This is a genomic window from Pontibacter saemangeumensis (assembly GCF_039541895.1).
Lineage (GTDB): Bacteria > Bacteroidota > Bacteroidia > Cytophagales > Hymenobacteraceae > Pontibacter > Pontibacter saemangeumensis.
This window is the reverse complement of sequence record NZ_BAABHC010000007.1, coordinates 26,845-47,140: the sequence shown is the minus strand read 5'-3', so window position 1 is coordinate 47,140 and position 20,296 is coordinate 26,845. Positions and strand designations below refer to the sequence as shown.

The 20,296-nt window shown below is 47.6% G+C and carries 11 protein-coding genes; 6 read left to right on the top strand and 5 right to left on the bottom strand.

All coding sequences use genetic code 11. The features are described from left to right. Positions 1-2: 2 nt before the first annotated feature. The gene (locus tag ABD920_RS08880) at positions 3-2,468 is read right to left on the bottom strand and encodes a TonB-dependent receptor (protein ID WP_345158388.1); all 2,466 of its coding nucleotides are present in this window, start codon (positions 2,466-2,468) and stop codon (positions 3-5) included. Positions 2,469-2,694: 226 nt separating this feature from the next. Continuing rightward, the gene (locus ABD920_RS08875) at positions 2,695-4,086 is read right to left on the bottom strand and encodes a vanadium-dependent haloperoxidase (RefSeq protein ID WP_345158387.1); all 1,392 of its coding nucleotides are present in this window, start codon (positions 4,084-4,086) and stop codon (positions 2,695-2,697) included. Between the two features lie 1,380 nt (positions 4,087-5,466). Between ABD920_RS08875 and ABD920_RS08870 the strand changes: the two genes are divergently transcribed. From ABD920_RS08870 to ABD920_RS08855, 4 genes are all read left to right on the top strand, one after another. Further along, positions 5,467-8,934 carry a two-component regulator propeller domain-containing protein gene (locus tag ABD920_RS08870; RefSeq protein WP_345158386.1) on the top strand — a complete coding sequence of 1,156 codons (3,468 nt, stop codon included), beginning with the start codon at positions 5,467-5,469 and terminating at the stop codon, positions 8,932-8,934. Between the two features lie 890 nt (positions 8,935-9,824). Then, a complete protein-coding gene (locus ABD920_RS08865; RefSeq protein WP_345158385.1) occupies positions 9,825-10,913 on the top strand; it encodes an NAD(P)-dependent alcohol dehydrogenase in 1,089 nt (362 codons plus the stop codon). 520 nt (positions 10,914-11,433) lie between these two features. Beyond that, positions 11,434-11,811, top strand: coding sequence for a cupin domain-containing protein (locus ABD920_RS08860; protein ID WP_345158384.1), 378 nt, complete (start codon positions 11,434-11,436; stop codon positions 11,809-11,811). Positions 11,812-11,990: 179 nt separating this feature from the next. Further along, positions 11,991-13,088: an alpha/beta hydrolase gene (locus ABD920_RS08855; RefSeq protein WP_345158383.1), complete on the top strand. Its 1,098-nt coding sequence runs from the start codon at positions 11,991-11,993 to the stop codon at positions 13,086-13,088. Between the two features lie 411 nt (positions 13,089-13,499). On the opposite strand, the gene ABD920_RS08850 is transcribed toward ABD920_RS08855, so the two are convergent. Next, positions 13,500-13,625, bottom strand: a complete 126-nt coding sequence (locus tag ABD920_RS08850) for a hypothetical protein (RefSeq protein ID WP_345158381.1) — start codon at positions 13,623-13,625, stop codon at positions 13,500-13,502. A 1,206-nt stretch (positions 13,626-14,831) separates the two neighbouring features. Here ABD920_RS08850 and ABD920_RS08845 point away from each other — a divergent pair. Both ABD920_RS08845 and ABD920_RS08840 read left to right on the top strand, forming a co-directional pair. After that, positions 14,832-15,740, top strand: coding sequence for a sensor histidine kinase (locus tag ABD920_RS08845; protein ID WP_345158379.1), 909 nt, complete (start codon positions 14,832-14,834; stop codon positions 15,738-15,740). A gap of 515 nt (positions 15,741-16,255) precedes the next feature. Beyond that, on the top strand, positions 16,256-18,190 hold the full coding sequence (locus ABD920_RS08840; RefSeq protein ID WP_345158378.1) for an adenylate/guanylate cyclase domain-containing protein: 1,935 nt from the start codon (positions 16,256-16,258) through the stop codon (positions 18,188-18,190). A gap of 111 nt (positions 18,191-18,301) precedes the next feature. On the opposite strand, the gene ABD920_RS08835 is transcribed toward ABD920_RS08840, so the two are convergent. Both ABD920_RS08835 and ABD920_RS08830 read right to left on the bottom strand, forming a co-directional pair. Next, on the bottom strand, positions 18,302-18,685 hold the full coding sequence (locus tag ABD920_RS08835; protein WP_345158377.1) for a group I truncated hemoglobin: 384 nt from the start codon (positions 18,683-18,685) through the stop codon (positions 18,302-18,304). A 135-nt stretch (positions 18,686-18,820) separates the two neighbouring features. Further along, complete coding sequence (locus ABD920_RS08830) at positions 18,821-20,107, bottom strand: FAD-binding oxidoreductase (RefSeq protein WP_345158376.1); 1,287 nt, start codon at positions 20,105-20,107, stop codon at positions 18,821-18,823. Positions 20,108-20,296: the final 189 nt, after the last annotated feature.

Here is a 20,296-nt window from a genome sequence, read left to right as displayed (position 1 = left end):
CTTCACTCCCGGGCGATGGTAATTTTCAATTCACCTCCAAAAGTGGTTTCAGTAGGAGCTGAAGCGATAAACTCGTAATTCCCTCTACCTACAAGATTGTTGACATAAACTCCCAAATTAAAGCATTTTGAAAGCTGATAGTTTCCGTTCAGACTTAAAAAGAACCCTCCCAGCGGACCGTGATTCCACTGCGTCCCGACTCTTTGTCCTTCAATGACAGGGGAGCCATTGTAGATGCTTTCAGGATTTGTAGCAGCAGATACATTTCTGCCAGAAAAAAAATCGTATTTCTGAACCCATCGGGCAAAGATGCTTCCATAGAAGTTCTCAAACCTTGTGTTGAGTGCTGCACTGATTTTGTGCTTCGGTGTATTTACTGAAAGATCATCGTGCGTAACCTTACCGTCAAAGTTGCCGTCATTTTTTAAGTCATCTTTATCTAGGTTGTAATCAAAATAGGAATAGTTCAGTGTCAGGTTATAGTAGTTGGAGAAGTAGTAATCTAGTCCAATATCGAAGCCGTAGGTTTGGACCATCCCAAAATTAACGTTGGTATTTATCACAGCACCTGCAGGAAGTATTCCCGGGGCTACGCCATTGGTGAAATCGCTTATTGGCCTGTCTCCCCGATGGGTGACAATGGGTCCTCCCGAGGTGCCTTTTGGCACGATGTTAAAGATAGGACCAATCATGTCTTTTGACCAGTTATAATAGGCATCTGTATCCAGAAATAACTTTCGCTCAAAAAGAATGGTTTTATACCCTATCACCAGCGTTTTAATTTTTTCAGGTCGTATGGGATCAATTATAGAACCATCCGACAGGGTAAAGCCATCACTATTGCCCAACACGATGCCTCCTCCTAAAGTAAGATGTGTGTTGATAAGGGTTGGTGTAGAATACCCTTCCCCGTAAGTAAACCTTAGGGTACCTGGCTCTGAATGATAAATGATGCCAGCTTTGGGTAAGAAAGTAAACCCATACATGCTATGATCATCTCCCCGTGCCGTTAGCAGAAACTCCAAGCCTGTTTTCGGTAATCTATAGGTCAGCTGCCCGTATACACCAAACTGTTCTAGTTCTATAGCCCCATCCTCATCCAATAAGTAAGTGTGATTAGTGAATGCATGCTCCTTTTGGTATTGCGCTCCGGCTACAACATCAACTTTTTCCCAGGAATAATTGCCTTGCACCTCTGCGTTGTTTCGGTAAGAGTCCTCTTCAACACTGGCTCTCTGAGGTCCAGCCAAAGAGTTCTCCAAAGCTGCTTCTGGAGATTGTCCCTGCTTGATCAACGTATAATAATTAGTGGTTCGGGTAAGCAGGTTCACCGACCTGTCCAGTATGATCCATGTTCTGTAAAACTGGGCATACCAATGAGGAGATTTATAAGCTACCTGCAGACTGGAATTGTTCCAGTCTTTCAGATTATTTCTTCCAACACCGCCTACTGAAATGCTGTTATTCAAGTTAAAAGCGTAGTTCAGGCTAAGCTCACTAACAGGATTCGGTTTAAAGTAAAGACCTGCCAGACTTTTAAAAAATGACACTTCCCTGGTTACTCCTACTTCAGATTTACCTTCGAACTCACCTGGTGTTGAAGTAGCCATGTAAATTGAATCTGACCATTTATCTTCAAATCCACGGAGATATTCAGCAGTAATTTTGTAAGCCCACTTCTCCTTAATGGCATTAGCATGACGAAGCCTGAAGTTACAGTTGATATTGGAACCGGCCCCAACTACAGCTTCAGTTCCTTCATACTTAAATGGGGATTTTGAAACGGTATAGAATACCCCGTTCAGACTATTTGGACCGTATAATGCAGAAGAAGGTCCCAGCACAATCTCCACTCTTTCAATATCCTCCTTAATGAATGCACTCATAGGACCTACGGGCGTTCTGATTCTTGTATGGGAGATCCGGTTATCATCCAAAATGAGCATCTTCTGGTTAAATGCAGAATTAAACCCCCTGATGCTAATGCTGCCCCAAAAATTTCCGATTCTAGTGAAATCAACTCCTTTTTGCAGGGCAAACAATTCCTCAGGGCTTCCTGTAAAATTTTCAAATTGGGAGGAGGTGATGATGTTGATGGTAGCTGGCGCCTTGGTAATTTTTTCCTGTATTCTGGAAGTGGAAACTACAATTTCATTTATCACTTCATTGGAATGTATCAATACAATCTTTCCAAGATATGAAATTTGATCGGTAACAGTAACGGGTAAGACTTTTGTAGCAAAACCTATTGCCGAAAATTGGACCTGGTATTCTCCCTTATTAAGTACCATAAGGAAATGCCCATCAGAATTAGATACCTGCCCTTTTTTAACCGATTCAACATATATAGTTGCGTTTGGTATAGCGGTGCCCGATTCGTCCACTACCTGTCCTTTAAGGCCACTTTCTGCATATAAACCTCGGCTAAGCAAACTGAACAACAGAAAAAACAGGTAAACAGGCTTCATAGATGCGCTATTTAGACAGACATACTATATAAAACGTAAAGCAAAAACACCATTGTCTTACCTGAACGAGCCAGTCTAAATATCCAACTAAATATATAAATAGTATTACGATATTATTAGAACTTAGTTAGTTAGATACTTTGGGAGCACAATGTCATCAAGCTATCATTGCCAACATGAACAGCCCGGTTCTTGATAACCGGACTGTTCTGAAAGTAACCCCGAATCAGAGAACCTTTTTTAGCTCCCTCAAATTGTGTTCAAAAACATATTCTCCAAGTTGAAGTCCCTGCCTTTCACCAACCTCTACAGCATGCCTGAAATGATAGCCTATATAGATCCTGGATATAGCATTTTCATGGGCCATTTGCGAGAAGCTGCTGATATGACGTTCCACTCCGGGCAAATAGTATGGGCTGATGACATTTAGGTTCAGATGGTCACTTTTAAAGTATGACTTAAAAACCGCTGCCGCCGCACCTCCACTGTATGCATGTGTGGATGGAAACTCCGGAGTTGGAGGCGTGGTAAAAGTAGGTGTCCATGTACCGTCCCCTGCTGTCGCGTCAACTCCATCAGAATCGCCTGCTCTAACGGCTGTGATTGGTCTCCAAAAATCGAAGTAGTACTTCCCATCGAACGAGGCGATGTAGGCGTCGATTTGAGACATTTGGATTAGCCCTATCAGCCTTGCAGCTTCCCAACCATCCAGTTTTCTTTGGACTATTAAAGTTCTGGCCATCCTGTTCATGGAGCTAGAGGTGTTTTCTATCCAAATAGCCCCAATCTGGGTTTGTTCATCAGTTCTTAAGGGGCAGTTGGTGCAGCCAAGGGATTTAACCTCATTATAATCCGCTATGTATTCCTTTGAATTTAAAGAGTACGGCGCTTCATTCCTAAACTGGTCTCCGGATTCGATACCGAATGGTGTCAGGCTTCCTAGGTTAGGAGCGTAAGCTGCGTTTGCAGGCCATATAGGCGGGTTAGCCACCATCCACGGCATAAAATCAGTTCGGTACTCGCCTGGTGCAGTGCCTCCGGAATAGGCTGCAAAACCCATGGGGAAATCATTGGACCTTTTAGCTAAAACAGCAGCCGTGGCTCCTTTACCAATAATGACACCCTTGGCTTTCAAATCTGAATCCTCGATATCTGAAAGGATTTTACCCAATAGATCGTCGGCAGCTGCCACGGCAGGTGGATAAACGCTTGCCAGCATATCCCGTGCTGCCTGTGAGACTGCAGCGTCAGCAATAGAGTGGATGTTGTTCTTGGAAACATCGCTGGCATCAACACTTATGTTATTCAGCGCATAGGTTTCGTATTTCGGAACTACATTGTTCAAGGCATCGTGCATCGCTAACGTCACCATCGTATAAAGCTTAACTTCTGCTGGCTGCGGCATACGATTATCAATTGACTTGCTTAACAACTCATTCCACTGAAGCACTACCTCACTACTATATGAGTTAATCATGCCATTGTTAAAGTTTTGAATACCATTAACATCCGCTGAGTTTGATAGATTGGGATCTAAGGACTCCATTTCATCCTTTTCACATGATCCGAGACTAACGAGGAGCATCAGTCCTCCTAAAAGTTTAAATACTGTTTTCATAACTTTAAATATTAGATTTAAACTAAATATAAGGTGGAAAACAGAGGGTAAATTTTATCGTCGGTGTATAGGGAACCAGATGAGATAAACAGTTCATTTAGGTCGACCAAAGCATTGAACGTCGATTACTGGGAGCAGTAAGAACGGGCAATCAGCTAGGCCAACAGCCGCTGAGGTACCATCTGCAGATTAGCTCCGCTGCTTTATACTAACAGCAAATTTCCCAAAGGCCATCACCTGACGCAACATGCTTGAGAAGCAAAAGAGTGTATAGTAGGGCGTAAATAAGACGCCTCTACATAAGCAATATCTAAATCAACCCTGGTTTTACCTCGTTATCTGAGATTGTGAGGATATAGGCACCAAGTCAGCCAGAGAAGGATTACTTTACTTTGCATTAGGCAGCACTTAAAGGTGCAAAACAGCAAAATAAAAGGAAGTATAAGTTAATTAACTATAGTACAGTTATTTAAACAGTATACTTATGTTATATTTTAATGTCTTCTGAAGGGTAACTAAATCAATAACATAGTTTCTAAGAATTCTTTCAAGTTCACTAAATCCCTGTGGATAAAGTTCGATAATTCAATACTGAGGTCTACAGCAAACACCCTCAAATGCATCTGAGGGCGTTTTTTTATGACCTTCGGACACTATTCGGACACTAATATTGCTTTCCATAAACTTACGAAGTTACTTTCTGCTATAAAGGTTAACATCAGCAGGAGCTAAGGTATTTTATTTTGCGCTGCCATTTGGTGCCCCTGCCCTGCAAAGTGTGGTTATGTAATCTCGTAAGGAAAACTCTAACACTTGCGATAGCTTTGGTTCATTCCCTAAAGCGGGGAGTGAACTGAATTCTACTTCTGTGTTCCCTCTACAGGCACAGAAGGTGCCTTGGCAGACTATAACCTATAGCCGCATTACGCTCATGTAGATGAGAGCCGCCGCCTATTTCATTGAACATAAATTATTGTTAAAAGCTTAAACAACCTGTATTAAATTATGAATTAATCGTATTAAAACAATATTCATAGTTTGCTTGCGTCATGTATTAGATAATGCTCCCTTAGGAACACGTGGTGTTTCATTAGAAAGCATCAGGGGGAACAGTGCTGCTAAGCAGCAGGAGCGCTAGCCTTTAGCATGCTGTAGTTATACTGGAAAGCCTTGAACCCCAGCTGAAAGGTACTTATTCAGCACGAAGCCATTGCCATTGAACAGGTTCATGCTTGTCCAATTTCAAGGCATCATCAGCATGAGCCACCGCAGAGAGCTGCGGATGGAGCACAAATGGTAAGATATTTTACTATAGCGGAAGCTCATTTCATATACAGATCAGCCTCTCCCCGTGCCCACCAAGCCCCCGATTCCTCTTCTATGAGAACGCTCCTATCCTCAGCCCTGCCTATCCTGTCACTGCTCCAGAGCATCACGCAATTTAACTACGCCCAAGCTCCAAATATTCAATTTGAGCATCTTGATGTCAGTGACGGCCTTTCGAACAACGTTGTTTCACCCATATTGCAGGACCAAAAAGGGTATATGTGGTTTGGCACGCAAGACGGCTTGAACAAATATGACGGCTACAGTTTTACCACTTATGAATATGACCCTCAGGACTCTACTTCTCTCATGCAAAATAATATCTTCAGCCTCTGGGAGGACAGAGACGGCTTTTTCTGGATAGGAACGGCCGAGAGCGGGATAAGCAAGTTTGACAGGACAAGCGGGAAGTTCACACACTACCGGCCGGAAAAGGACACCTCAACATACATACCCCTTTTTCGGGCTGTCTCAGCATTCAACGAAGACAGTGAGGGTTATCTGTGGGTAGGTAACTGGGGAGGGGAGCTGCGTAGGTTTGACAAAGAAAACGGCAAATTCCTGCCGCAGCAATTCAAATTGGACTACCGTCAGAACATGGCCAAAGGCACTTTCGTCTCTAATAGAGCTGCTGTATATTGCATATACAAAGACCGGTCCGGTACGCTATGGGTGGGCAGCAGCTCCGGGCTCTACCAGGTCAACCTGATCAGAGGAAAAGAGAATCAGCCGTCAACCGTGAGCTTTACCCATTATGGGCATGAGCTGGATAAACCAAACAGCCTGAGCTCTGATTTTGTATCCGCTGTGTTCGAAGACAAGGCCGGATTAATGTGGATAGGAACTGACGGTGGAGGATTAAACTCATTTGACCGCAAAACAAACAGCTTTACCCATTACAGGTATAACCCTAACAATCCGAATTCCATCAGCAGCAACACTATTACTGCAAACACTATTACGGAGGATTCGTCCGGGAATCTGTGGATCGGCACTGATAATGGCTTAAACAAGCTGAATCAGGAGAGAACGTATTTTACCAGGTTTGCTCATGACCCTAATGATCCCACCAGCATAAGCAGCAATTTTATATACTCACTCTTCCTGAGTGAAGCGGGCATTCTTTGGATTGGTTCTGCCTCAGAGGGCATCAGTAAGCTGGACCTCCAGCAAAAGCCGTTCAAACACTACCGTCATAACCCTACTGATGCCGGTTCCTTAAGCCACAACACCATTACCGGCGTAACTGGCAGTAAGGGGAATATCTGGATTGGCACCCTGGGGGGCGGGCTGAATGCCTTTGACAGGAAGACCGGGAAGTTCAGGCACTACAGGCACGAGCCGGGCAACCCGGAAAGCATCAGGAGCGACTCCATCTTTGGTATCTCTGAGAGCAGTGACGGCGGTATCTGGATCAGGAGCGGTAGTTTCCTGTCTTTTTTTAGTCCGGAAACAGCAACCATCGAGCACTATCCATATGATAAAGCACCTTACCGCCAGCTGGATGCTGATATTGTCCAAACCATGTACACCGATCGGCAAGGCCTCCTGTGGCTGGGCACTTATAACGGCCTCAAAAGCTTTAACCGGAAAACAGGGGAAATTATGCACTATAAGCATGACCCCAGAAATGTAAACGGGTTGAGTGACCATTCGGTGTATGCTATCCTCCAGGATAGGAAAGGGTACATTTGGGTTGGCCATGGAAGTGTGGGACTAAGCAAGTTAGATAAAAAAACAGGTGTCTTTACCCGTTATCTGCCGGATCCTGACGATTCCACCAGCCTCAGCACCAGCATTGTTTACAGTATCTATGAGGATTACAGGGGCACCTTGTGGTTTGGCACAAGTGGCGGAGGATTATGCGGGTTTGATCCCCAAACAGAGAAATTTACCACTTACACCAAAAAACAAGGGCTCGCCGATAACACTATTTACTCTATCCTTGAAGATGATAGACACAATCTGTGGCTGGTAACCGGCAGAGGGCTGTCCCGGTTTTCTCCATCCTCCCAAATCTTCCACAACTATGACTTTAGCGATATTATGCCGAGCGGCATTGCTAGCGAAGTCCCTCTCAAAGGAGCCGATGGAACTTTGTACTATGGCGGCAATAACGGACTTATCGTATTTGACCCGATGCTGGTAAAGCCGAATCGCTATGTTCCACCTGTTGTCATTACCGAGTTCAGGCTCTTTGACAAGCTGATCCCCGGAAAAGAGGAAGCGAAGGAAATAACCCTTCAGCATGGTGAGAACTTCTTCTCCTTCGAGTTCTCGGCCCTTAACTACAAAAACTCATCTAAAAACCAATATGCGTATCAGTTGGTTGGTATAGACAAAGACTGGGTCTACGGCGGAACCAGGCGCGTGGCGAGCTATACGGATATAGCCCCGGGAGAATATGTTTTTCACGTGAAGGGTTCTAACAACGATGGCATCTGGAACAACGAAGGGGTTTCCATGCGGATTATTATCCACCCGCCCTGGTGGCGCTCCTGGTGGGCCTACGCTTTCTACACGCTTTGCCTCATTGCAGTGGTTCTAGTGGTAGACAAATCCCAGCGGAAGAGGCTGATTCAAAAAGAAAGGGAGAAGGCACGGGAAAGGGAACTGGCGCAGGCGCGCGAAATAGAGAGGGCCTACCATGAATTAAAGCAGACGCAGGCGCAACTCGTTCAGAAGGAGAAAATGGCATCGTTGGGAGAATTGACGGCAGGCATTGCCCATGAGATCCAGAACCCCCTGAACTTCGTCAACAACTTCTCGGAGGTAAGTCAGGAGCTGTGCCAGGAAGTGCAGGAGGAGGTGAGACAGCTGAGCTTATCCCCTGGAGAGAAGGCGAATCTGCAGGAGCTGGTCTCGGATCTGTCACAGAACCAAAAAAAGGTCCTTCTCCACGGGCAAAGGGCCGATGCCATCGTCAAAGGAATGCTGGAGCACTCCCGCGCCAGTACGGGGGAGAAGCGGCTGACTGACATCAATGCCCTGGTTGAAGAGTACATACGTCTGGCATATGCAGGAGTGAGAGCCAGGGAAAAGGACTTCACCTGCGCCCTTGATACTTGCTATGACCAAAGCCTTAAAAAGATGGAGGTGGTGCCGCAGGAGCTGGGGCGGGTGCTTTTGAACCTCTTCAATAACGCCTTCTATGCCGTGCGGCAGAAACAAACGCTGGATCTGCCGGGTTACGAGCCGCAGGTACGGGTTAGCACGCGTCAATTTGCTGATAAGGTGGAGGTACGGGTTCTTGACAACGGCATCGGAATCCCCGACAAGGTGCGGGGTAAAATCTTCCAGCCTTTCTACACCACCAAACCTGCAGGGCAAGGGACAGGCTTAGGCCTCTCGCTCAGCTATGACATCATCACAAAGGGGCATGGCGGAGAGCTAAGCATGGCCACTGAAGAAGGGGAATGGACAGAGTTCAGCATTGTACTGCCCTTTGTTCCTCTATCCAAAGAACTGCCCGCAGCCTTTACCGCTCCTCCCCCGCCTGCAGATACTTTTCCACAGCCATAAAATCTTTGTGGATATGGTTCGATAATTCACTCCTTCGGTCTATAGCAAACGCCCTCAGATGCATCTGAGGGCGTTTTTTTATGACCTTCGGACACTATTCGGACACTAATATTGCCCCTCTTCTTTTTACTACGCTTCAACCAACCTTTCCAGAGGCTCCTTTGTGAGGTTAAAGTAACTGTGGCGGAATATCTTCCGTAGTTGCTCCTCCTCTACCTTATGTGTCCGGATGAGTCATTAGCTATGGGCTTATCCGCTCCAATCATGGCTTTTCTTCATATCACTTACTCATCTCAAGATTCAAAACCTCCTTTTAATTGGTGAGACGGAAAATCGAGACAACAAGGGAGCAAATTACTAAACTATATCTCTCATCCCATAATTCTTCCGTTTCGCGGGACCGGCACATAGACATCCACCACCTGCGGCATCAAACATCAAAAATCTTAGAAGCGCCAAAGCAGGGCGTAAGAGGAAAGTATTAGTCAGTCAACAAGACCTCACCATGGCAGGTGCCTCTTCCCATATCATGAGCACCCCCACTAAGAGACAGGCTACAAGAACCGATATCAGGTTTTGCCTCCAGGAAATATTGTTCTAATAGGTATAGAAGCAACCAGCCCTTCATCAAAGTGTGCAGGATATTAAAATAATTGGTGAAAATATTGGGGAATGCCATCTTTTTATGTAATCTTATGCAGATAAATTTGCATTTGCTAAGTATCGTTAGCTGATCCATTGTAAGCGCCGTCAGCGGCGCAACGGGTTAAAGGGGTGAGCCACCTCACGGTACGTATCAGAACCTTCCTTTAGGAGGAGGCGTTTGCCTCGCTCTTCCTTCCCTGTGTCTTGTTGCCTCCTCTCATTCATCACTTCAAAACCAATCGTTTATGCTTTCAGAAGAATCCACAGCCGATAAGGCTACTGCGACCGAACCGTTTCATGTCAAGAGCTACGCCGCCTTGGACGCTGTCTCCGGGCTCTCCCCCTGGGAGCTAGTGAGAAGGGCCCCGGGGCCGCACGATGTGCAGATAGCGATACGCTACTGCGGTGTCTGCCACACGGACATCCACTTTGTGCGCAATGACTGGGGCATCTCCATGTACCCGCTTGTGCCCGGGCATGAGATCGTTGGCGTTGTCACCCATGCTGGCGACCAGGTGACCAGGTTCAAGGAAGGCGACACCGTGGGCGTCGGCTGCCTGGTTGATTCCTGCAGGAGCTGTGACAACTGCCACAACGGGCTGGAGCAGTACTGCCTCAACGGCATGGTGCTCACCTACAGCTGGTATGAAAGGGACGGCAAGACAATCACCTACGGCGGGTATTCCGGCCAAATCGTGGTGAACGAGGATTTTGTGGTGCGCGTCCCCGACAGCCTTCCTTTGGAGAAGGTGGCGCCCTTGCTTTGCGCGGGCATCACCACCTATTCCCCTTTCAGGAAGTGGGGGATTGGCAAAGGCAATAAAGTTGGCGTTGTAGGTTTGGGTGGGCTGGGGCACATGGCCGTCAAGTTCGCCGCCTCTTTCGGAACGGAGGTGACTGTCCTGAGCACCTCACCCTCGAAAGAGGAGGACGCCAGAAGGCTGGGGGCGCACAACTTCGTTTACAGCAGGGACGAGGGGCAGACACAGAAGCTGGCCGGCTACTTTGACTATATCATTGACACCGTTGCCACGGCCCATGACTACAACCTCTACCTCAACATGCTGAAGACGGACGGCACCCTGATTTGCCTAGGTGTGCCCGCAGTGCCCATTGCGGTTGGGGCCTTCCCCCTGCTGTTCCAGCGCAGGAATGTAGCAGGCTCCATCATTGGCGGGATAGAGGAAACGCAGGAGATGCTCGACTACTGTGCGGAGCACGGTATAACGGCAGACGTCGAGGTGATTGACATCAAGGACATCAACCGGGCCTATGAAAGGATGGAGAAGAGCGACGTGAAGTACCGGTTTGTCATTGACCTAGCTACCCTTTGACAAGAGGCAAAATATACTCTTTGGGCAGCCGCCTGTTTCGCTTTTGCGGAGCGGGCGGCAAAACACCTGAACCGAGGCTGCCTTTACTTGTCCCGCCGTCAGTACAATGTTCTTTTTGACACTCTTCCGGAACGCTGTGAAAAGAGTATGGGGGCTCAACAGTGCCTCAAGCTTTGAGGCAGAGCCTGCTATTAGCTGCCTTGGTATCCGCGCTTAAGGTTGAGCCGCCTCAGCTCATGTTTTTTCGTCCCGAATACTTGCCGTTTTCCAGGACAAGACAGAAACGAACACTCACCCTGTGAACTACAAAGAGCCCAAAAGCCGCGATGGGTTCCCTGCTTCAGCAAGCAGGGCATGAACACATATTGCCTGTGGCTTGCTTTCGCTTTATCGGAGACTTGCCTGCAGGCTCCTACCCGGAAACTTCACCTCCTTGCGGCAAGCGGAAACGGTGCGTGTGACGTATACACTGTAGAGGCAAGCAGCAAGCAAGCCCATTCACCAGCAAAAAGATACAGCTATGAAAATCAACAAAGAGGATCTGCCCATCGCCATGGAGGCCCCCGGCACCGTGATGCGCAACGCCGCCGGCTTTGGGGGCATGGCCGTTGCCTTCAACCAGGTGCCCAAGGGAACCGACCTGAGGCCCTTGCTTCAGGGGCTCAGTAATGACAGTTGCCACTGCCCTCACTGGGGCTACATCCTGCAGGGCGCCATACGCCTGATATACGATGACAAATCCGAGGAGGTCGCCCGCGAAGGGGACTTATTCTACTGGCCCGCCGGGCACACCGCCATCGTGGAAGAGGATGTGAAACTGGTGGAGTTCAGCCCGGAGCGGGAGTTCAGGGAGGTGATGGAGCATATCGGCAGGAAAATGGCCGAAGCGGGGAAATGAATTCACACGGTCTGGCGGGCGGCAAGGGCTGGTCAGGTGAACCGGTTGCCGCACAGAAAGAATAACTCCAGATATCAAAGCATAGCTGCTATGCTCCGGCTACGCCTTGCCCGCTATAAGTACTAATCCGTTGCGGGACATGCCAGGTTGAGTTCTCTGTCACCTTAACTAAACGGTCAATGAAAAAGCTCTTCTTTCTACTCTCATTTATTCCGGGCATCTGTCTCGGGCAAGCACAAGAACCCAAAGGAAAAGTGATTGTGGAGCGAATCAATTCCCCTGCCTTGAAGAATACCGGGGGAGAAAACCAGGTAAGAAGGGTAACGATTTATCTGCCACCCAACTACGACCAAACAACCAACCGGTATCCTGTCATTTATTATTTACACGGCTTTACCTGGAACGATAGTCTTCAGATTGCTTCCGATCATTTTGACCAACTATTAGACAAAGCCATCACGGATGGAAAAATAAAACCAGTTATTGTCGTGATGCCGGATCAGTATACTCAATACCGAGGGAGTTTCTATACCAATTCCTCCTTAACCGGAAAGTGGGCCGATTTTACCGCTAAGGAATTGGTCAACTACATAGACGGGCGATATCGAACTCTTCCTGATAGAGAGAGCCGAGGCATTACAGGTCACTCTATGGGAGGTTATGGTGCCATCAAACTAGGAATGCTTTTCCCTGATGTGTTTACAAGCGTTTATGCATTGAGTCCTGGCGCCTTAGCTCTGTTTGAAGAATTCGGAGCAGATGGCCCGGCCTTCAGGCGGGCGCAAAGCATCACGTCCAGAGAAGAATTGATAACAGGATACAATGAGTTCCTGGCCAATATTGTTGTGGCAATGGGACGGGCTTATACTCCCAACGCCTCTAAACCGCCCTTCTATTGCGACTTACCCTTTACCTACAAGGGAGACAGTGTCATCGTGAACGAGAAAGTGTTGGAGGTATGGAACAGGAATTCTCCTTTGTACATGGTTGACCGGTATGCCGCTAACATCCGGAAACTGAAAGCTCTGAAACTCGACTGGGGAAGAAACGAAGAATTTGCTATTGTTCCGGTGACCAGCAAGATGTTCAGTAAAAAGCTGGAGAGCCTGGGCATTAACCATTATGCGGAAGAATACATTGGTACACACGGCAACAAGCTCTGGACGGAAGATGGAAGAGCATTGAACGATATGTTGCCCTTCTTTGACACGTATTTGAGATTCGAGGAATTGAAATCTAAAACGACACGGAGTTCAAAAAAATCGAAAAAGAAATAATCAGCACGTCCCGCAACAGCGGCAGGCCAAAAAAACGAGCTGATGAACAATTCTGAGCCCCAGATTTTTTATTTAGAGAAAGAACACAGGCCAGGCTGAGCTGCCTATATGCCCGTATTTCGGCAAGCGGCAGAAGTTAGCTATACTCCAGACAGCAAGCGATGTGTCTGATATGATGAACTTTGAATTGAACCTGCATCAAAAAAGAGGCAAGGCGAAGTGCAGGTAACACGGACTAGAATATCAGATTTTAGTGAATACATATAAAATAAATTAGATATTTTTAGTAACTTTTACGAAACTCTTAGCCTCTCAACTGGCGACAGCCGCCTTACGAAGGGTGATGCCGCAGAACTGCAGGTGAAGCGTCGTGGACTTGACAATTATAGCTTACGGCCTGCCTCCTCCACCCTATTCAGCCAAGAGTATCTTCAACGCTGCATCATGAAGCCATGCCTTTTGCTTCTCTGTTCTCTCTTCTTTGCCTTTGTGCAGGTACAGGCGCAGCGCATGGCTGACTCTGTCGTGTACCTCCATACCCTGCCCGCTGATGGTATCGTGCTGGACAAAGGCTGGAAATATCTTTCTGGTGATAACCCCGCCTATGCAAGTCCAGAGTATGACGACGGAGCGTGGGAAACCATCAACCCCGCGTTAGATATTTATGACCTCCCACAGATTCCAAAATCTGGAATTGTTTGGTTTCGGTTGCGTCTGATAACATCACTGGATAGACAGTTGGCGTTAATAATTCAGCAATCCGGTGCCTCAGAGATTTATCTGGATGGGCAATTGATCCATCGCTTTGGGGTTGTAAGTTCAAATCCGGCAAATGTAGAAGCCTATGATCCGTTGTGGAAACCCGTATCGTTTCCTATAAAGAAAGATACCATACAGGTTTTAGCAGTTCGGTTCGCACGTCAACCCAATATCCGGTATACTACCATGTATACAACAAATAACCACGCCTTATGGATGCAAATAAAAGACGTGGAATCGGGAGTTAGTTTCTATGAGCAACAAGTTTCACATTTTAAATTGCTTCATATTTTTTTGATTGGCGTTTGTTTTTTGTTTTGCGTACTCCACTTCGCCTTTTACCTCTTCTACCCTTCCCAAAAAGCAAACCTTTACTTTGCTATGTTTGCTCTCTTTTACGTTACGGCAATCGTTTTACAACATATATTTTACTTAGAAGCGCACGAGGTAGAATATAAATTTTTCCTGGCTAATTTTTCATTTGTCTTTTTTATGGTCGGTAACCTTTTTTTGCTTACCGCTATTCATTACCTGCTTAAACAAAAAAAAGATTTATTCTATTGGAGCCTGGTTGTTTATGTAATCATCAGCTTTTTTTTGAACGCGGGGCCTTATCGGTGGGGTAGGCTGGCTGGCGGCGTTCTGGCGCAGAACCTGATACACATTAATATACTTCGCATCTCTCTTCTGGCTCTGCGAAGGCAAAATAGAGGGGCGTTGATTATGGTTGCCGGCGCTATGCTTAATTTTATATGCTTTGTGATCTTTCTGGTACCGGGTACTGGTAACACCGACTTTTTTCTAACTATATCGCCTTTACCCACCGTCCTTTTTAATATATATCAGTTGGGTATTCCAATGGCAGCTTCAATTTATCTAGGTCTTGAATTTGCTTTTGTCAATGATTCCTTACAGCAAAAACTTAAAGAAGTAAATGAGCTCTCCGAAAAAAGCCTTGCTCAGGAACGCGAAAAACAGCAAATATTGGCCAGCCAAAACGAAATTTTGGAGCAACAGGTAACCGCGCGCACGGCAGAACTCAAGCTGTCGCTTGATGAGCTGAAATCCACGCAGGAACAATTAATCCAACGGGAGAAAATGGCTTCCCTTGGGGAGCTCACCGCCGGCATCGCCCACGAGATCCAGAACCCGCTCAACTTCGTCAACAACTTCTCGGAGGTAAGCACCGAGTTGGTGGAAGAGCTGCGGGTTGGGCCTTTCCTGAAACTGCCCGAGGGAGACAGGAAAGAAGCCGGTGATATGCTGGAAGACCTAGACCGAAATATCTTTAAAATCCACCACCACGGCCAGCGGGCCGATGCCATCGTCAAGAACATGCTCCAGCACTCCCGCGTCAGCGCCGGGCAAAAAGAGCCCACCGACATGAATGCCCTGACGGACGAGTACCTGCGCCTGGCCTACTATGGCTTCAGGGCCAAGGACAAGGGTTTTGATGCGAACCTGGTGACGGAATTCGACAGCAGTATCGGGAAAGTGGAGGCAGTACCCCAGGATTTGGGGCGGGTGCTGCTGAATCTCTACAACAATGCCTTTTACGCTACCCAGGAAAAGAAAAGGCAGCTGAATGGGCAGTACCAGCCGGAGGTGAAAGTAACTACCCATCGCCTCGATGGAAGAATAGAAATCAGAATACGCGACAATGGCACGGGTATCCTGGAGCATGTGAAAAACAAAGTATTTCAACCCTTCTTCACCACCAAACCCACCGGCCAGGGAACCGGCCTGGGGCTCTCGCTCTCCTACGACATCATCACCAAGGGGCATGGAGGGGAGCTGAGCGTGGCCACGGAGGAAGGGGAATGGACAGAGTTCACGGTTGTGCTTCCTTATGTTCCTATAGCCAAAGAGCCTACCCTGCATACAGCTCCTTGATAAAGTATTATAGTTCAAGAAAGGCTTTACATAGAATCAACCTAACCTATTCATTGAGCCCCTCCTCTTTACATTGAGTTATTAGGGAGTTGTACGAGACAGCGGAAAGCGCAGGAAGAAACTTCCGCTACCTGCAGCGAAATACTCAAAATAACTTAAAAGCATCAAAGGAGGACCATAGGTAGATGTTTTACCTGGCTAGCTTGACCTGAGCAGTAGTCCTATATATTTTCAACATTACCTCAGCATTTCAACAATGTGCCATCATTAGAGATGTCCCTCCTCATTTCGAGGAACCGCCTTTTTCCAGAATAATTGTGAAGGTGGTGCATGACAGAATTTCCACACCAAACTAACCGCCTTGGCAAATTGAAAATTGCCAGCAGGATAGATGCACTAAATTGTTTCGTTCATCGTATCCTCTAAGGAGCACCAGACCCCGCCGTTGCCTCTGGACAGGCCTAATGCTACACCCCCACGATCATTGCTGTAATGGTTACGATAGAAGCTCCCCCATGACCCTAACCCGTCAACTGGCTGCTATCATGTTCACCGACATTGCCGGATACACCGCCTTGATGGGCAGCGACGAGCGGAAAGCCTTTGAACTGCTGAACCAGAACCGCCGGCTCCACAAACCACTCATCGAAGGATATGGCGGCAAATGGATAAAGGAAATGGGTGACGGGGTGCTGGCCAGCTTCCCCACCGTTACGGATGCCGTAAACTGTGCCTGCGCCTTGGTGAAAGGCTGCGGGAAGGTGAACGGCCTGTGCCTGCGCATCGGCATCCACCTGGGGGACGTGGTGTTTGAGAATGAGGATGTGTTCGGTGACGGGGTGAACATCGCTTCCAGACTGCAGGCGCTGGCTCCGGCTGGAGGTATATGGGTGTCGGAGGCCGTGTACCAGAATGTAGCTAACAAATCTGGTGTAGCTACTACCTTTGTGGGTGAGAAAATACTTAAGAATGTGAGAGAACCGGTACGGGTATATGAGGTGCGCCCGACGAATGACGAAGCCGAATCATCAGAGTCATACCTGCTACAAAAAGACGAGCCTCAAGCATTGGCGCCCAAGAGCATCGCCGTGCTGCCGTTCGTCAACATGAGCAACGACCCGGAACAGGAGTACTTCAGCGACGGGATGGCAGAGGAACTGATCAATTCCCTGAACCACTTAAAAGACCTGAAAGTGGCAGGCCGCACCTCCTCTTTTCAATTCAAAGGGAAAAATATTGACCTGCGCAAAGTCGGAGAAAGTCTGGGTGTGAGCACCGTGCTGGAAGGCAGCGTGCGCAAACAGGGTAATCGCCTTCGGGTTACCGCTCAGCTGATTCATGTGGAAGATGGCTTTCATATCTGGTCAGAGAAGTATGACCGCTCGATAGATGATGTTTTCGCCATTCAGGATGAGATAGCACTCTCCATCACGGAGCAGTTAAAAGTAGTATTGTTTGAGAAGGACCGGGAAAAGATCACTAAAACCTACACGCACAACGCAGAAGCCTATGAACTGTATCTGAAAGCAAGGTTCTATCTGTATAGGCGGGGAAGCGCTATTCTGAAAGGACTGGAGTTCTCAAAAAAGGCCATAGCCGTTGACCCTGATTTTGCCCTGGCATATGCCTGTTATGCCGACGCCCAAACATTGGCCGCAGCTTATAATTTCTTTTCAGGGAAAGAAGTAAAGAAAGAAGTAAAAAGAGCGGCTAAGACAGCCATAAAGCTCGATGATTCTCTTGGCGAGGCTTATTTTTCCTTAGCATATTATTATGTGTGTTTCGAGTATAACTGGGAGGAGTCGAAGAAAACCTTCTACAAGGCCATCGAGCTTAACCCGAAATTTGTGCAGGCAAGGTCTATGTTAGGTATGATTTGCTTAGGCTGGGTAGACGGGAATTTTGAAGGGGCGGAAGAGCAACTTCAAGCAGCAATCAAGCTTGAACCTTTGAGCGCTATTGATCATGCCGATTTAGCATGGACCCTGTTAATGGCGCGCAAATTTGAGGAAGCCCTTACTGTTGCCAAACTTGGTATCGAGTTAGACAACAACTCATTTTTGTCGCATCGCATCACTGGTCTTTGCTACATCGTGTTGCAGCGCTATGATGAGGCCATTGCTACGTTTCAGTATTTGGTGAATCTCTCCGCCAGGCATCAACAGGCAATCAATGGGTTGATTTGGGCTTACTGTGGTAAGGGTAAATTTGAGGAGGCAAGCTTGCTGATGAAGGAATTAGACTCTAAGCCAGGAAGCGCTCATTATGATTACGGACTTTCTGCGGCTTATTTGGGAGATTTGGATAGGGCATTCACCGCTTTGGAAAAAGCCTGTGATGAGCTTGACCCCCATATCCTAACCATCAATAAAGCTCCTTATATACCAGCATCGCTACGGGAGGACCCACGTTTTCAGCACATATTGGAAAGGATCGGCTTCCCTCAATAATCTCCGACTGGGAATCATTCATATATCCCTTGCCATCTTGAATTCCTCTGCTTTGGCGCCAATCTATAACATCGCTATTGTGCACGCAACAACTTGTTAGGCTTAAAATTGCTAAAGTCTAACAACTTCTCCTTTCAAAGAATTAAGTATCGCTATAACTTCGTCTATTTCTGCCTGCCCAACCCCGTTTTCCTCTAAAGCCAGAAGTGTATCATTATTCGCCTCAGTGAAATCGTTCTCACTTATATTAAGACCCGTATGTGCCGTACGCATATCCCTGCCCGTGTACGTATGAGGCCCGCCAGTCCCCATAGAAAAGAATTCAAAAACCAACTGCTTGAGCTTATTCATATCAACGTGCCGGAAATGGTGGCCTATAAGAGGGTTACTTAGATTTTTATCCAGAACATCATTCACAATCTTTTTAACCCCTGGTTCGCCTCCTAATCTTTCATAGAGGGAAAGATTTTGCGTATTTGTTAATTCCTTGACCATAGCATATGTGGTATTTCATAGAAAAACTGAGGTTGCAAGTAAACAATCTTTTGTAGAGGCTGATGCTGGCAACAGCCTCTACAAAAGATGCCTATAGCATATGGCTACTATCTAAACTATTAGTTGCCTGAATCCTTACCATTGATCCGCTGCCGCAGGCATGATGTTCTGGTTTACCCTGAAGAGGTTGTGCGGGTCGTATTTGGTCTTCACCTCCACCAGCCGCTGGTAGTTGTCGCCGTAGGTCGCCTTCACCCGGTCGTGGCCCTCCTCCATCATGAAGTTGACATAGGAGCCTCCGGCGCTGTAAGGGTGCACAGCCTTCCAGTAGTCTTTTGCCCAGTTGGTGATGAGGTCTTTATTAGCCGGGTCGGGGTCTATGCCTCCGATGACCATGGCATAGGTAGCATCGCGGTATCCCCAGGCGGTGGCATTCTTATTCACACGGGCTGCTGCCCCATTAATAGGGTAAAGGTGCATGGTGGAAAGCATGGTGGGCAACCGTGAGCCGTACTTTATATACAAGTCGATAACCTCATCCTGCAGGTCTTTCACGTAGTCGCCTTTCCAGTACCACTGATACCCAAATGGCACTAAAGGATCGAACATGCTCTGTAGGGCAGGCACAGGCATAGGTCCAACAAAGTCCAGCGCAGGTTTCTTGAAGCTGCGGATCGGCTCAAAAGCCCTCTCCGCCTCATCCATTGGGCCGGTATAGCACCACACCACGCCGCACATGTTTTTCATATAGAAATCTTCAGGGAAGGGCGGACCGGGCGGAACAATGAGAAAGGCGAAGAAACCGTTCATCTCATCAGGAGCGTTCGTGATAAACTCGTGGTACCACCGCATCACTTCCTTTGCGTCCTCCAGTTCCCAGAGCATCGGCCCGGCATACACGGTAGTGATGGGATGGGTCCGGAACAGGAAGGAGGTAACCACCCCGAAGTTGCCGCCCCCGCCCCGCAGGGCCCAGAACAAGTCAGGGTTCTCCTCTGCGCTGGCCTTCACAAACTGGCCGCTTGCCAGCACCACGTCGGCCTCCAAAAGGTTGTCGATGGTAAGGCCGCATTGGCGCGTCAGGTGCCCTAAACCTCCTCCCAAAGTAAGCCCGGCAATGCCTGTAGTGGATTGTATGCCAGTAGGTACAGCCATGCCGAAGGCATGCGTGGCGTGATCCAAGTCTCCCAGGGTGCAGCCTCCCTGCACCTGCACCGTCCTTGACACCGGGTCCACATGGATTCCTTTCATCAATGATAAGTCGATGACCAGGCCGCCGTCGCACATGCCCAGACCAGCCCCGTTGTGCCCGCCGCCTCTGACGGCAATCAGCAGGTTGTTTTCCCGTGCATAGTTCACGGCGGCTATCACATCTGCCTCATCCACACAGCGAACAATCATGCCGGGGCGCTTATCGATCATGCCGTTATAAACTTTGCGGCTAGTCTCATATTCTGCATCTTGGGGTTCGATGATCCTGCCTCGCAGGCTCATCTTTAACAATGATAGAGGAGTTGCTTCTGCTAACATGGTGGTGAGATTGAAAGTTATGGGGAGAACTAAGCTGAATTCTTATGTCATACAATCCCTTTTAATGCTCCTGAAGCTGCT